Here is a 15,664-nt window from a genome sequence, read left to right on the forward strand (position 1 = left end):
CCCAGCCCAAGCCGCTCACCCACCGCATCCAGGGCCTCGGCGAACACCGGATAAGCGCCGTACAACTCACGCCCCATCCCCAGCCGCTGACTCCCCTGCCCCGTGAACAGGAACGCGGTGCGGCCGCCCTTGCTGACCGTGCCGGCCGTGAGCCCGGGAGCGGGGCGCCCGTCGGCAAGGCCGTCGAGCGCGGCGGCGAGCGACGTCTCGTCCGAAGCGACGACGACGGCGCGGTGGTCGAAGGCGGCCCGGCCGGTGGCCAGGGAGTACGCGAGGTCGGGCAGGGAGGTGCCGGGGTTGGCGGCAAGGTGTGCGCGCAGGGTACGGGCCTGGGCGGACAGGGCATCGGCGGTGCGGCCGGACAGCCGCACGGGCACAGGTCCCGGCAGGACAGAAGGCTCAGGGACAGCAGGGGCGGCAGGGGTGCCAGGGCCGGCAGGGGCCTGCTCGATGATCGTGTGAGCGTTGGTGCCGCTGATGCCGAACGACGAGACCCCGGCCCGGCGCGGGCGGCCGGTCTCGGGCCACGGCACCGTCTCGGTCAGCAGGGACACCGCGCCCGCCGACCAGTCCACGTGTGCCGAGGGCCGGTCGGCGTGGAGGGTGCGCGGCAGCACGCCGTGCCGCATCGCCATGACCATCTTGATGACGCCGGCGACACCGGCCGCGGCCTGTGTGTGGCCGAAGTTGGACTTGACCGAGCCCAGCCACAGCGGCTGGTCGCCGCCGCGCTCCTGGCCGTACGTCGCCAGCAGCGCCTGCGCCTCGATCGGGTCGCCCAGCGTCGTGCCCGTGCCGTGGGCCTCGACCGCGTCCACGTCCGCCGCGCTCAGGCCCGCGCCGGCCAGTGCGGCGCGGATGACCCGCTGCTGCGACGGGCCGTTGGGCGCCGTCATGCCGTTGCTCGCACCGTCCTGGTTGACGGCCGAGCCGCGCACCACCGCCAGGACCGGGTGGCCCTTGGCGCGTGCGTCCGACAGCCGCTCCACCAGCAGCATGCCCGCGCCCTCGGCCCAGCCGGTGCCGTCGGCGTCGGCGGAGAAGGCGCGGCAGCGGCCGTCGGCGGACAGGCCGCGCTGACGGCTGAAGCCGACGAAGGTGCCGGGGGTGGCCATGACGGTGACGCCGCCGGCCAGCGCCATGTCGCATTCGCCGTTGCGCAGCGCCTGGACGGCCAGGTGCAGGGCGACGAGCGAGGACGAGCACGCCGTGTCGATGGTGACGGCGGGTCCTTCGAGGCCGAAGGTGTAGGAGACGCGGCCCGAGGCGATGCTGCCGGTGCTGCCGGAGCCGAGGGAGCCGTCGGCGCTTCGTTCGAGGAGCGTGGCGTAGTCGTGGTACATCACGCCCGCGAAGACACCCGTACGGCTGCCGCGCACGGTCGCCGGGTCGATGCCCGCCCGCTCGAACGCCTCCCAGGTGGTCTCCAGAAGGAGCCGCTGCTGGGGGTCGGTGCCGACGGCGTCGCGCGGGCTGATGCCGAAGAAGGCGGGGTCGAACGCGGCGACGTCGTGGAGGAAGCCGCCGTGCCGGGTGTACGAGGTGCCCGGGTGGTCCGGGTCGGGGTCGTAGAGGGCGTCGAGGTCCCAGCCCCGGTCGTCGGGGAAGCCGGAGACGGCGTCGTCGCCGTTCTTCAGGAGCTGCCACAGCTGTTCCGGCGTGGTGACGCCGCCGGGGAAGCGGCAGCTCATCGCGACGATGGCGATCGGGTCGTCCGCGAGGGCGCCCTCGGTGACGGCTCCATGGGCGAGGACCGAGCGCGTGGCCGTGTCCGTCCCGGCCAACTCGAGGAGCAGGTGCCGGGTGAGGGCGAGGGAGGTGGGGTAGTCGAAGATCAGGGTGGCGGGCAGCCGTCTGCCGACCGAGGCGCCGAGCCGGTTGCGCAGTTCGACGGCGGTGAGGGAGTCGAAGCCCAGCTCGCTGAAGGCGTGTTCGGGCTCGATGGCGTCCGGGGAGCCGTGGCCGAGGACATCCGCCACGTGGCCGCGGACGAGGCCGAGGAGCAGCCGCTCCCTCTCGGCCGGATCGAGCGCGACGAGGCGCTGCTCCAGGGCGGTACCGGCGGATCCGCCCGCTGCGGCACGGTCCCCGGCACTGGTGGCGAGGCGCCTGCCGGGGCCGCGGACGAGGCCGCGCAGCAGGGGTGCGACGTCGGTGCCGCGCGCGCCGCGGGGCAGGCTCAGCCGCATGGGCACCAGCAGGCCGCGGGGGGAACCGCCGTCGCCGGCGCCTCCGGCACGGCCGGCGGCGCCGAGGGCGTCGGCGAGGTCGAGGAGCGCGAGGCCCTCGGCGGCCGCGAGGCCCTGAACGCCGCCGCGCTTCATGCGGTTCAGGTCGGCCTGGTCGAGGCGGCCCGCCATGCCGTCGGTGTCCTCCCACAGGCCCCAGGCGAGTGAGGTGGCGGGCAGGCCGCGGGCGCGGCGGTGCTGGGCGAGGGCGTCCAGGAAGGCGTTGGCGGCGGCGTAGTTGCCCTGGCCGGGCGCGCCGAGGACCCCGGCCGCCGAGGAGAAGAGGACGAAGGCGGCGAGGTCGAGGTCCCGGGTGAGTTCGTGCAGGTTGAGGGCGGCGTCGGCCTTGGGGCGCAGGACGGCGGAGAGCCGCTGCGGGGTGAGGGAGTCGATGATGCCGTCGTCGAGGACTCCGGCGGTGTGGACGACGCCGGTCAGCGGATACTCGACGGAGACGGCCGTCAGTACCTGCGCTAGCGCCTCGCGGTCGGCGGCGTCGCACGCCGCCCACACCACCGAGGCACCCGACGCGACCAGGTCTGCGGTCAGTTCCGCGGCACCGGGCGCGTCAGCGCCGCGCCGGCTCAGCAGCAGCAGATGCCGCACACCGCGCTCCGCCACGAGATGCCGGGCCACCAGACCGCCCAACGTACCCGTGGCCCCGGTGACCAGCACCGTCCCCCCGGCGTCGAAGGCGGGAGCCGCCGCGTCGGAGGGCACGGCAACCCGGGTGAGGCGGGCGGCGTGCGCGATGCCTTCGCGCAGGGCGAGTTGGGGTTCGCCGGTGGCGAGCGCGGCGGGCAGGGCCGCCAGCGACGCGTCGGTGCCGTCGGTGTCGACGAGCACGAAGCGCCCGGGGTTCTCGGACTGCGCGGAGCGCACCAGACCCCAGACGGCGGCGTGGACCGGGTCGGGGACGCGGTCGTCGTCGCGAGCGGCGAGCGCGCCTTCGGTGAGCAGGACGAGGCGGGTGCCGGCGAAGCGGTCCTCCGCCGGCCAGGACTGGAGCAGGGCGAGCGTGCGGTGCGCGGCCTCGTGGACGGCCTCGGCGGTGAGCGTGGCCGGGGTGGCGTACGGGACCAGGACGGTGCCGGGTACGGGGGCGCCCGCCTCGCAGGCCTCGATCAGTGCGGCCGTGGAGGCGTGCCGGGTGCCGGGCAGGTCCCGGCCGCCGCCTGGGAACTCCTGGGACGCGGCGGGGGCGGTGAGCACGGCCCAGTCCGCGGCGGCGGGCGCCTCCGTACGGGGCAGCTCGCAGGGGATCCAGTCCACGGCGAACAGGGCGTCGCGGTGGCCGCCGTGTCCGGTGGCGATCTGTCCGGCGGAGACCGGGCGGAGGGTGAGCGAGGCGACGTCGGCGACGGGCCGGCCGTCCTCGTCGGCGAGCGCCAGTGCCACGGCCTCGGGGCCGGACGCCGTCAGCCGTGCGCGCAGCACGGAGCCGCCCACGGCGTGCAGGGCGACGCCGTTCCAGGAGAACGGCAGCCGGCCGCCGGCGGTGTCCTCGACGAGCCCGGTGAGGCCGATGGTGTGCAGGGCCGCGTCGAGCAGGGCGGGGTGCAGGCCGAAGCGCGCCGCGTCGGCGCGTTGTTCGTCGGCGAGGGCGAGTTCGGCGTAGGTCGTCCCATCGGCGGCGCGCCAGACGGCGCGCACGCCTTGGAAGGCGGGCCCGTACTCCAGGCCCGCTTCGGCGAGGCCCGCGTACAGGTCGGTCACGGGCACGACAGTGGTGCCCACCGGCGGCCAGACCTGGGGGGCGAAGCCGGGGCCGGGGGCGCCGGCGGCGAGGACGCCGTCGGCGTTCAGTGTCCACGGCGCGTCATGGGCCGCGTCCTGCGAGGTGTCCCCGGCCGGTTCGGGCCGGGAGTGCACGCCGAGGGTGCGGCGGCCCGTGGCGTCCGGCGCCCCGACCCACACCTGGACCTGGACGGCGCCGTCCTCCGGCAGGACCAGCGGCGCGTGCAGGGTGAGTTCGTCCAGCAGGTCGCAGCCGACCTGGTCGCCGGCGCGGATCGCGAGTTCCACGAACGCAGTGCCGGGCAGCAGGACGGTGCCGTGGACGGCGTGGTCGGCCAGCCAGGGATGGGTGTCCAGGGAGAGCCGGCCGGTGCAGAGGAAGCCGTCGAGGCCGGCGAGCGCGACCGCGGCGCCGAGCAGCGGGTGGTCGGCGGCGCCGAGTCCGGCGGCCGAGACGTCCCCCGCGGGGCGGCCGGCGTCGAGCCAGTACGCCTCGCGCTGGAAGGCGTAGGTGGGAAGGTCGACGCGCCGGGCACCGCTGCCCGCGTAGTAGGCGTCCCAGGCGACGGGCACGCCGCGGACGTGGAGCCGGGCGAGGGCGGCCGTGACGGTCTCCGTCTCGGGGCGGCCGGTGCGGAGCAGGGCGACGAACGCGGCCGTCTCGCCGACCGGGCCCTCCTGGGCCATGGCGGACAGCACCGCGTCCGGGCCCAGTTCCACGAAGTGCGCGACGTTGCGCCCGGCGAGGGTGCGGACGCCGTCGAGGAAGCGGACGGGCTCGCGGACGTGCCGCACCCAGAAGTCCGCCGAGGCCATCTCGCCGGTGACGACGTCGCCGGTCAGGTTGGAGACCACCGGAATGCGGGGCGACTCGAACGACAGCCCCGCCACCGTCGCGCGGAACGCCTCCAGCATCCCGTCCATGTGCGGCGAGTGAAACGCGTGACTGACCGTCAGCCGCTTGGACTTTCGGCCCGCGAACCGCGCGGCGATCTCCAGCGCCGCGTCCTCGTCGCCGGCGACGACGACCGACTGCGGGCCGTTGACGGCGGCGATGCTCACCCGGTCGGTGAGCATCGGCAGGACTTCGTCCTCCGCCGCCTGCAGCGCGATCATCACGCCGCCGCCCGGCAGCGCCTGCATCAGCCGGCCGCGGGCCGTGACAAGCGCACAGGCGTCGTCCAGCGACAGGACGCCCGCCACGTGCGCGGCGGTGATCTCCCCGACGGAGTGGCCGGAGACGAAGTCCGGCTTCACGCCCCACGACTCCAGCAGCCGGAACAGCGCCGTCTCGACGGCGAACAATGCCGGCTGCGCGTACTCCGTGCGGTCCAGCAGTTCGGCATCCGGCCCGAACAGCACGTCCCGCAGGGGCACTTCGAGCGGGAGCCGTTCACCGACCGCGTCCAGCGCCCGCGCGAAGACCGGATACGTCCGGTACAACTCCCGCCCCGTGCCGAGGCGCTGGCTGCCCTGTCCCGTGAACAGGAACGCCGTCTTGCCCGCGACCGGGCGTCCGCGTGTGGCGCCCGGGACGGTCGCCGCCGCTTCGTCGGCCCCCGTGTCCGCGAGGGAGGCCAGTGCGTCGCGGAGACCGGCCGGGGCGCCGGCGGTGAGGACGGCTCGGTGCTCGAAGTCGGAGCGTCCGGTGGCCAGGGAGTAGGCGACGTCCTCCGCCCGGAGACCGGGGTGGGCGGTCAGGTGGTCGCGCAGTCCGGCCGCCTGGGCGCGCAGGGCCGCCGACGTCTTGGCGGAGAGGTTCCACAGCGGGGGGACGGGAGTCGGGGCCGCGGCCGGCGGTTCCCCCTCCTGTTCCGCTTCGGCGGGCTCGGGGGCCTGCTCGATGATGGTGTGGGCGTTGGTGCCGCTGATGCCGAACGAGGAGACGCCGGCCCGGCGCGGGTGACCGGTGTCGGGCCACGCGACGGACTCGGTGAGCAGCGAGACCGCGCCCTCGGTCCAGTCGACGTTGGGCGTCGGCGCGTCGACGTGCAGCGTGCGCGGGAGCATCCCGTGGCGCATCGCCATGACCATCTTGATGACGCCCGCGACGCCGGCGGCGGCCTGGGTGTGCCCGATGTTGGACTTGACGGAGCCGAGCCACAGCGGCCGGTCCTCGGAGTGCTCCTGCCCGTAGGTGGCGAGCAGTGCCTGCGCCTCGATGGGGTCGCCGAGCGTGGTGCCGGTGCCGTGCGCCTCGACGACGTCGATCTGGCCTGCGGAGAGGCGCGCGCCGGCGAGGGCGGCGCGGATGACGCGCTGCTGTGACGGGCCGTTGGGCGCGGTCAGGCCGCTGCTGGCACCGTCCTGGTTGACGGCCGAGCCGCGCACGACCGCAAGGACCGGGTGGCCGTTGCGGCGGGCGTCGGAGAGCCGCTCCAGCAGGAGCATGCCCGCGCCCTCGCCCCAGCCGGTGCCGTCGGCGGCAGCAGCGAACGACTTGCAGCGGCCGTCGCCGGCCAGACCGCGCTGGCGGCTGAACTCGGTGAAGGTGCCCGGCGTCGACATCACGGTGACGCCGCCCGCGAGGGCGAGGGTGCACTCGCCGCCGCGCAGCGCCTGGGCCGCGAGGTGGAGGGCGACCAGCGAGGAGGAGCACGCGGTGTCGACGGTGACGGCCGGACCCTCGAAGCCGAGGGTGTAGGCGACGCGTCCGGAGGCGATGCTGCCGGAGCTGCCGTTGCCGAGGAAGCCCTCGATCTCCTCGGGGACGCTGAACAGCCGGGCGGCGTAGTCGTGATACATGAGTCCGGCGAAGACGCCGGTGCGGCTGCCGCGCAGTGAGGCCGGGTCGATCCCGGCCCGTTCGAGCGCTTCCCACGAGATCTCCAGCAGCAGCCGCTGCTGCGGGTCCATGGCCAGCGCCTCGCGCGGCGAGATCCCGAAGAAGCCGGGGTCGAACTCGGCCGCGTCGTGGAGGAACCCGCCGGCCTTCTCGTAGGCGTCGATCCCGCTGTCGGGGTCGGGGTCGAAGAGGACGTCGGTGTCCCAGCCGCGGTCGGTGGGGTACGGGGAGACCGCGTCGCCGCCGTGGGCGACGAGCTCCCACAGCTGCTCGGGGGTGGCGACCCCGCCGGGGTAGCGGCAGCTCATCGCGACGATGGCGATGGGCTCCTGGTCCTTCTCCTCCATCTCGCGCAGCCGCCGCCGCGCCTCGCGGAGGTCGGTGGTCGCCCGCTTGAGGTAATCGAGGTACTTCTCCTCGTTCACCATTTACGCCATCCCCGGGATCGAAGTCGGAAGGCTCGCGCGGAGCCGGTGGATCGGAGGCCGCGGGCCGGGCCGGGTCGTGTCGGGGAGCCGGCCGGCGCGGGGCGGTTCAGGACAGCCCCAGTTCGTCGTCGAGGAGGCCGAAGATCTCCTCGGCGGTGGCGGACTGGATCTGCCGCTCCTCGGCGGCGCTGTCCTGTGCACTGTGCGTTCCGTTCCACTTCGCCAGAAGGTCTCGCAGCCGGGACGTGATGCCGGCGCGTTCGACGTCGTCGGGGCCGACCGCGGCGAGAACCGCCTCGAGCCGGTCGAGTTCCGCGTGGACGGGCCGGGGTGCCGGGTCGCCGTGGCCGAGCCGCTCGCCGAGGTAGCGGGCGAGGGCGGCGGGCGACGGGTAGTCGAAGATGAGGGTGACCGGCAGCCGGAGCCCCGAGTGCGCGGTGAGCCGGTTGCGCAGGTCGACCGCCGTGAGGGAGTCGAAGCCCAGGTCGAGGAAGCCCCGGGCGGCGTCCACGTCGTCCGCGCCGCCGTGGCCGAGGACCGCGGCGACCTGGGTGCGGACCAGGTCCGTGAGCAGTTGGTCGCGTTCGTCCGCGGTGAGCCCGGCGAGGCGGGCCTCCAGCGAGTCCGTGGCACCGGCGCCGGGACCGGTCCCGCCGGGGCTGCGGGTGCCGGCGGCGCGGCGGGCCGGGGTGCGGACCAGGGAGCGCAGCAGCGGCGGCAGCGTGCCGTCGGCCTGGGCGCGCAACGACGCCAGGTCGACGCGCATCGGCACGAGGACGGCGTCGTCGAGGGTGCCGGAGGTGTCGAAGAGGGACAGTCCTTCGGCTGGTGCGAGTCCGAGGACGCCGGAGCGGGCCATCCTGCTGAGGTCGGTGTCCTCCAGGGCGCCCGCCATGCCGCCTTCGGTGGCCCACAGGCCCCAGGCGAGCGAGGTGGCGGGCAGGCCGCGGGCGCGCCGGTGCTGGGCGAGGGCGTCCAGGAAGGCGTTGGCGGCGGCGTAGTTGCCCTGGCCGGGCGCGCCGAAGGAGCCGGCGACGGACGAGAAGAGGACGAAGGCGGTCACCGCGCCGCCCTCGGTCAGCTCGTGCAGGTTCCAGGCGGCGTCGGCCTTGGGGCGCAGGACGGTGTCGAGGCGCTGCGGGGTGAGGGAGTCGATGATGCCGTCGTCGAGGACTCCGGCGGTGTGGACGACGGCGGTCAGCGGATTCTCGGCGGGGACGGCCGCCAGGACGGCGCTGAGGGCTTCGCGGTCGGCGGCGTCGCACGCCGCCCAGGTCACCGAGGCACCCGACGCGACCAGGTCTGCGGTCAGTTCCGCGGCACCGGGCGCGTCAGCGCCGCGCCGGCTCAGCAGCAGCAGACGCCGCACACCGCGCTCCGCCACGAGATGCCGTGCCACCAGCCCGCCCAACGTACCCGTGGCCCCGGTGACCAGCACCGTCCCCCCGGCGTCGAAGGCGGGAGCCCCGGTCTCGGCGCCGTCCCGTGCGATGCGGCGCAGCCGGAACGCGTGGGCCTCGCCCGCCCGCAGGGCGAACTGGGGTTCATCGGTGGCGAGTGCGGCGGGCAGGGCCGCCAGCGACGCGTCGGTGCCGTCGGTGTCGACGAGCACGAAGCGCCCGGGGTTCTCGGACTGCGCGGAGCGCACCAGACCCCAGACCGGTGCGTGGGCGAGGTCGGTGACGTGTTCGCCGTCGGCGGCCGCGACCGCGCCGCGCGTGACGAGGACGAGCCGTGCGTCGTCCAGCAGTTCCTCGGCGAGCCATTCCTTGACCAGGGCGAGGGCGTGGTGGGCCGCCGTGCGAGCGCCGGCCGCCTGCTCGTCGTCCGTGGCGGTGGGGAGCGGTACGAGGACGACGTCCGGTGCCGGGGCGCCCGCGGCGAGCGCGGCGCGCAGCGCGGGGAGTCCGGGGTGGGTCTCCAGGGGCTCGCCGCCGACGCGCGGGGCGGCGGCGCCGTCGCCGAGTGCGGCCCACCGCTCACCGGAGGGGATGGCGGCGGCCGGGAGGGGCAGCCTGGCCCACTCGACACCGAACAGTGACTCGTGGTGGGCGGCCCGATCCTCGCCGATCTGCCCCGCGGTGACGGGCCGCAGGACGAGGGACTCGACGGAGGCGACCGGCGCGCCGGTCGTGTCCGCCAGGTCCAGGGCGACTCCCCCCGACTCGGCGGAGGTCAGGCGGACGCGGACGGCGGCGGCGGCCGCCGCGTGCAGCCGGACACCGGTCCATGCGAAGGGCAGCCGGGCGCCTTCCGTGGCGCCGCCGGCGGGCGCCCGCAGGCCGATGGCGTGCAGGGCCGCGTCGAGCAGCGCGGGGTGGATGCCGTACTCGGCGGCGTCGGCGGTGTGCTCCTCGGCGAGGGCGATCTCCGCGAACGTCTCGTCGCTGCGCCGCCAGGCGGCCCGCAGGCCCTGGAACGCCGGGCCGTAGCCGAGCCCGGCGGCGGCAGCGGCCGGGTAGAACGCCTCGGTGGGGACGGGCTCCGCGCCGGGCGGCGGCCACGCCGCCAGGTCGGGCGCGTCCGCGGCGGCCGTGGTGGGCGCGAGGATGCCGACGGCGTGCCGGGTCCAGGGCGTGTCGGGGGCGGTGTCGGCCCGCCGGGCGTAGAGGGTCAGGCTGCGCCGGCCCGCGTCGTCGGGTGCCTCCACCGCCACTTGGAGCTGGACGGCGCCCTGCTCGGGGAGGACGAGCGGCGCCTCGACGGTGAGTTCCTCCAGCGTGCCGCAGCCGCACTCGCTCCCGGCGCGCAGGGCGAGTTCCACGAAGGCCGAGCCGGGCAGCAGGACGGTGTCCATGACCGTGTGCTCGGCCAGCCACGGGTGGGTGGCCAGGGCCAGGCGCCCGGTGAGGACGAGGCCGCCGGACGCGGGCAGTTCGACGGCGGCACCGAGCAGCGGGTGGTCGGCGGTGCCGAGTCCGGCGGCCAGGACGTCCTCGGCGCCGAGGCCCACGTCGAGCCAGTAGCGCTTGCGCTGGAAGGCGTAGGTGGGGAGGGCGACGCGCCGGGCGCCGGTGCCCGCGAAGTACGCCTCCCAGTCGACGGCGGCGCCGTGGACGTGGGCGCGGGCGACGGCCGTGACGAGGGTCTCGGCCTCGGGCCGGCCGTGGCGCAGGACAGGGGCGAAGACCGCGTCGGCAGCGGTGACGCAGTCCTGTGCCAGGGCGGACAGCACGCCGTCCGGGCCGAGTTCGACGTAGGTGGTGACGCCCGCGGCCTCCAGGGCGCGGACGCCGTCGAGGAAGCGGACGGCCTCGCGGACGTGCCGCACCCAGAAGTCCGCGGAGCCCATCTCGTCGGTGACCACGGCACCAGTGAGGTTCGAGACGACGGGGATGCGCGGGGCGGCGTAGACCAGGCCCTCGGCAAGCTTGCGGAAGTCCGCCAGCATGGCGTCCATGTGCGGGGAGTGGAACGCGTGACTGACCGTCAGCCGCTTGGACTTGCGGTCCGCGAAGGACTCCGCGATCGCGACCGCCGCGCCCTCGTCGCCGGAGACGACCACCGACTGCGGTCCGTTGACGGCGGCGATGCCCACCCGGTCGGTCAGCAGTGACAGGACCTCGTCCTCCGAGGCCTGCAGCGCGATCATCACGCCCCCGGCGGGCAGCGCCTGCATCAACCGGCCTCGGGCGGCGACCAGTTCGGCGGCGTCCTGGAGGGACAGAACGCCCGCGACGTGGGCGGCGGTGATCTCGCCGACGGAGTGCCCGGCGACGAAGTCCGGCTTCAGGCCGAGTGATTCGAGGAGGCGGAACAGCGCGACCTCGACGGCGAAGAGCGCTGGCTGGGTCCAGCCGGTGCGGTCGAGCGGATCCGCGTCGGCGGCGAACACGACGTCCTTGAGCGGGCGGTCGAGGTGCCGGTCGAGTTCGCCGCAGACTTCGTCCAGGGCTGCCGCGAACACCGGGTGTGCCGCGTACAGCTCGCTGCCCATGCCGGGGCGCTGGCTGCCCTGGCCGGTGAAGAGGAAGGCCGTGCCGCCGGTGCGGGCGGTGCCGCGCAGCAGTCCTGTGGTGTCCTCCCCTCGGGCGAGGGCGTCCAGGCCGCGCAGGAGGCCGTCGCGGTCCGCGGCGACGACCGCGGCGCGCTGTTCGAGGGCGGAGCGGGTCGTGGCCAGCGAGAAGGCGATGTCGTCCGGGCGGACGGCGGGTTCGTCGCGCAGCTGCGTGTGCAGACGGCGGGCCTGTGCGCGCAGCGCCTCCTCGCCCCGCGCCGACACGACGACGGGGAGGAGGTTCGGCCCCGCTTCCGGCGTGGAGCCGGACTCCTGCCCGGCCCGGGGCTCGGGCTCGGGGGCCTGTTCGATGATGACGTGCGCGTTGGTGCCGCTGATGCCGAACGAGGAGACGCCGGCCCGCCGCGCGCGGCCGGTCCCGGGCCAGGCCGTCTGCTCGGTGAGCAGGGAGACCGCGCCGGACGACCAGTCGACGTGCGGGGTGGGCTCGTCGACGTGGAGGGTCTTCGGCACGACGCCGTGCCGCATCGCCAGCACCGTCTTGATGACGCCGGCGACACCCGCGGCGGCCTGCGTGTGACCGAGGTTGGACTTCACCGACCCGAGCAGCAGAGGCTGTTCGGGCGTGTGCTCCTGCCCGTACGTGGCGAGAAGGGCCTGCGCCTCGATGGGGTCGCCGAGCGTGGTGCCGGTGCCGTGCGCCTCCACGACGTCGACGTCCTTCGCGGCGACACCGGCGCCCGCGAGGGCGGCGCGGATCACGCGCTGCTGCGAGGGCCCGTTGGGCGCGGTCAGGCCGTTGCTGGCGCCGTCCTGGTTGACGGCCGAGCCGCGCACGACCGCGAGCACCGGGTGCCCGTTGCGGCGGGCGTCGGAGAGCCGCTCCAGCAGGAGCATGCCCGCGCCCTCCCCCCAGCCGGTGCCGTCGGCGGCAGCAGCGAACGACTTGCAGCGGCCGTCGGCCGCCAGACCGCGCTGGCGGCTGAACTCGATGAACGTGCCCGGCGTGAACATCACGGTCACGCCGCCCGCCAGGGCCAGCGAGCATTCGCCGCGCCGCAGGGCCTGCGCCGCCAGGTGGAGGGCGACCAGGGAGGAGGAGCACGCGGTGTCGACCGTGACCGCCGGCCCCTCAAGGCCGAAGGTGTACGAGACGCGTCCCGACACGACGCTGCTGGAACTGCCGGTGCCGAGGTAGCCCTCGACGCCCTCCGGCACGGCGTGCAGGCGCGCGCCGTAGTCGTGGTACATCACGCCGGCGAAGACGCCGGTGCGGCTGCCGCGCACGGAGGACGGCGCGATCCCGGCCCGCTCGAAGACCTCCCAGGTGGTCTCCAGGAGCAGGCGCTGCTGCGGGTCCATGGCCAGCGCCTCGCGCGGCGAGATGCCGAAGAAGTGGGCGTCGAACTCGGCCGCGTCGTGGAGGAAGCCGCCGCCGCGGGCGTAGCTCGTGCCCCGGCTCCCGGGGTCGGGGTCGTACAGCGCCTCGGTGTCCCAGCCGCGGTTCTGCGGCAGGGGCGTGATGCCGTCCGCTCCGGCCGTCAGGAGCTCCCACAGGTCCTCGGGGGTGCGGACGCCCCCGGGGTAGCGGCAGCTCATCGCCACGATCGCGATCGGCTCGTCGTCGGCGGCCGCGAGGACCGGGGCGGCCTCGGCCGCCGCGGGCGTGTCGCCGGTCAGTTCGACGCGCAGATGGCGGGCGAGGACGGTGGGGTCGGGGTAGTCGAAGATGAGCGTCGCGGGCAGGCGCAGCGCGGTCGCGGCGGCCAGCCGGTTGCGGAACTCGACGGCGGTCAGCGAGTCGAAGCCCAGTTCCTTGAAGGCGCGGTCCGGCTCGACGGACGCGGTGCCCGCGTGTCCCAGCGTCGCGGCGACCTCGGTGCGGACGAGGTCGAGCACGGCGCGGTCCCGCTCGGCCGGGGGAAGCCCGGAGAGCCGCGCCCGCAGTTCGGACTGTGCCGCCCCCGTGGCGGCGGAGGCGTCGACGGTGCGCCGGGCGACGCCGCGGACGAGGCCGCGCAGCAGCGGCGCCAGGGTTCCGGCCGCCGCCAGGGCGCGCAGCGCCTCGGCGTCCACCCGCATGAGGGCGACGGACGGGTCGGGCAGGGTCAGTGCGGTGTCGAACAGGTCCAGGCCGTCGGCGGCCGTCAGCGGCGGCAGCCCGGCGCGGCGCATCCGGTTGACGTCGGTGGCGTCGAGGGACCCGGCCATGCCGTCGGCGACGTCCCACAGCCCCCAGGCCGCCGAGGTCGCGGGCAGTCCGCGGGCACGGCGGTGCTGGGCGAGCGCGTCGAGGAAGGCGTTGGCGGCGGCGTAGTTGGCCTGCCCCGGGCCGCCGAAGAGCCCGGAGGTGGACGAGAAGAGCACGAACGCGGTCAGGTCCGCGCCCTGGGTGAGCTCGTGGAGGTTGAGGGCGGCGTCGGCCTTCGGGCGCAGGACGGCGGAGAGCCGCTGCGGGGTCAGTGAGGACACGACGCCGTCGTCGAGGACGCCGGCGGTGTGCACGACGCCGGTCAGCGGGTGCTCGCCGGGGATGCCGGCGAGGACAGCGGCGAGCGCGTCCCGGTCGGCGACGTCGCAGGCCGCCCAGGTCGCCTCCGCACCGGATGCGGCGAGGTCCGCGACGAGCGCGGCGGCGCCGGGCGCCTCGGCGCCGCGCCTGCCGACGAGCAGCAGCCGCCGCACCCCGTACCGGCCGGCCAGGTGCCGGGCGACGAGGCCGCCGAGCGCGCCGGTGGCGCCGGTGACGAGCACCGTGCCGTCGGGGCCGAAGGCGGGACCGCGGTCGCGGGCGTCGTCGTCCTGGGCGGTCGTACGGTTCTCGACGCGTGCCAGGCGCGGCACGAGTACCGTGCCGCCGCGCACGGCGAACTGCTCCTCGTCGCTGGTGAGGGCCGCCCGCAGGGCCTGGGTCGTGCGGGCGTGGCCGTCAATGTCGACGAGGGCGATCCGGCCCGGGTTCTCGGTCTGCGCGGAGCGCAGCAGGCCCCACACGGCCGCCGCGGCCAGGTCGTCCACGCCTTCCGTTGCGCCGGTCGTGCCGGCGGCCACGGCGCCCCGGGTCACGACGACGAGGCGGGAGGCGGCGAGCCTGTCGTCCGCGAGCCAGCTCTGGGCGAGTTCGAGGGCCTCGTGCGCGGCCTGGTGGACGACCGGCGCGGGAACGGTCCCCGGGTGGGCGGCGATGACGGCGACGACCTCGTCGGGGACGGCCGCCCCGGCGTCGACGGACGCGAGCAGCGCCGCGAGGTCGGGGTGGGAGTCGGCGTCCGTACCGGCGAGCAGGGCGCGGGCCTCGTCGCCGAGGGCGGCGAAGCGGACCGGGGAACCGTCCACGGAGGCGGTCGGACCCGGCAGTTCGGTCCAGTGCGGACGGAAGACGGACTCGTGGTAGGCGAGCCGCGCCGCCAGCTGGTCGGCGGTCACGGGGCGCAGGCCCAGGGACTCGACGGCCGCCACGGGCGCGCCGGAGGCGTCCGCGATCTCCAGCCGGACGCCCTCGGCGCCGGCCGGGGTGAGGCGTACGCGCAGGGCGGAGGCGCCGCCCGCGTGCAGGGACACCCCGCTCCAGGCGAACGGCAGGCGCCCCTGGCCGTCGTCGGCGCCGATGCCGCCGAGGCCGACGGCGTGCAGTGCCGCGTCCAGCAGGGCCGGATGCAGACCGAAGCGGCGGGCCTCCTCCTCGACGCCCTCGGGCAGCCGTACGTCGGCGAAGATCTCCCGGTCGCGCTGCCAGGCGGCCCGCAGGCCGCGGAAGGTGGGGCCGTAGGCGAATCCGATGGCGGCGAGGCCGTCGTACCGGCCGTCCAGCTCCAGCGGGCGGGCACCGGCCGGGGGCCACTCGGCGAGGCCGGCGTCGGCCGGCGGCCGGCCCCCCTCGCAGAGCACACCGGCGGCGTGCCGCGTCCACGGCTCCTCCGCGGCGGCACCCTCGGGGCGCGAGTGCAGGGCGAGCGGACGGCGTCCGGCCCCGTCGGGGGCGCCGACCCACAGCCGCAGTTGGACGCCGCCGCTCTCCGGCAGCACCATGGGCGCTTCGAGGGTCAGTTCCTCGAGGTAGTCGCAGTCGAGCTGGTCGCCGGCACGGATCGCGAGCTCCACGAAGGCCGTACCGGGCAGCAGGACGCTGCCGAGGATGGCGTGGTCGGCCAGCCAGGGGTGGGTGGACAGGGCCAGCCGTCCGGCGAACACCATCCCGTCGGACTCCGGCAGGGCGACCCCGGCGCTCAGCAGCGGGTGCGCGGTGTCGTCGAGGCCGATCGCCTCGACGTCGCCCAGGTAGAGGGAGGGCAGGCCCGGCCAGTAGCGCTGCCGCTGGAAGGCGTAGGTGGGCAGGTCGACACGGCGCGCGCCGGTCCCGGCGAAGTACGCCTCCCAGTCGACCGCGATGCCCCGGGTGTGGGCGTGGGCGAGCGCGGTGGTGACGGTCTCGGCCTCGGGACGCGAGGAGTGCAGGACCGGGGCGAAGGCGGCGCCTTCGGCGGTCAGGCACTCCTGGGCCATGGCGGAGAGGACTCCGTCGGGGCCG

General features: G+C 75.8%; 2 protein-coding genes. Both read right to left on the bottom strand.

Annotated elements, in window-relative coordinates:
• Nucleotides 1–7,178: type I polyketide synthase (locus ACP4J0_RS37635; protein ID WP_426603805.1), on the bottom strand; the 7,178-nt coding region annotated here is incomplete at its 3' end.
• A gap of 106 nt (nucleotides 7,179–7,284) precedes the next feature.
• A partial coding sequence (locus ACP4J0_RS37640; protein WP_426603807.1) for an SDR family NAD(P)-dependent oxidoreductase occupies nucleotides 7,285–15,664 on the bottom strand: 8,380 nt, incomplete at its 5' end.

The organism is Streptomyces sp. WG7 (assembly GCF_049975785.1).
In the GTDB taxonomy this organism is placed as follows: domain Bacteria; phylum Actinomycetota; class Actinomycetes; order Streptomycetales; family Streptomycetaceae; genus Streptomyces.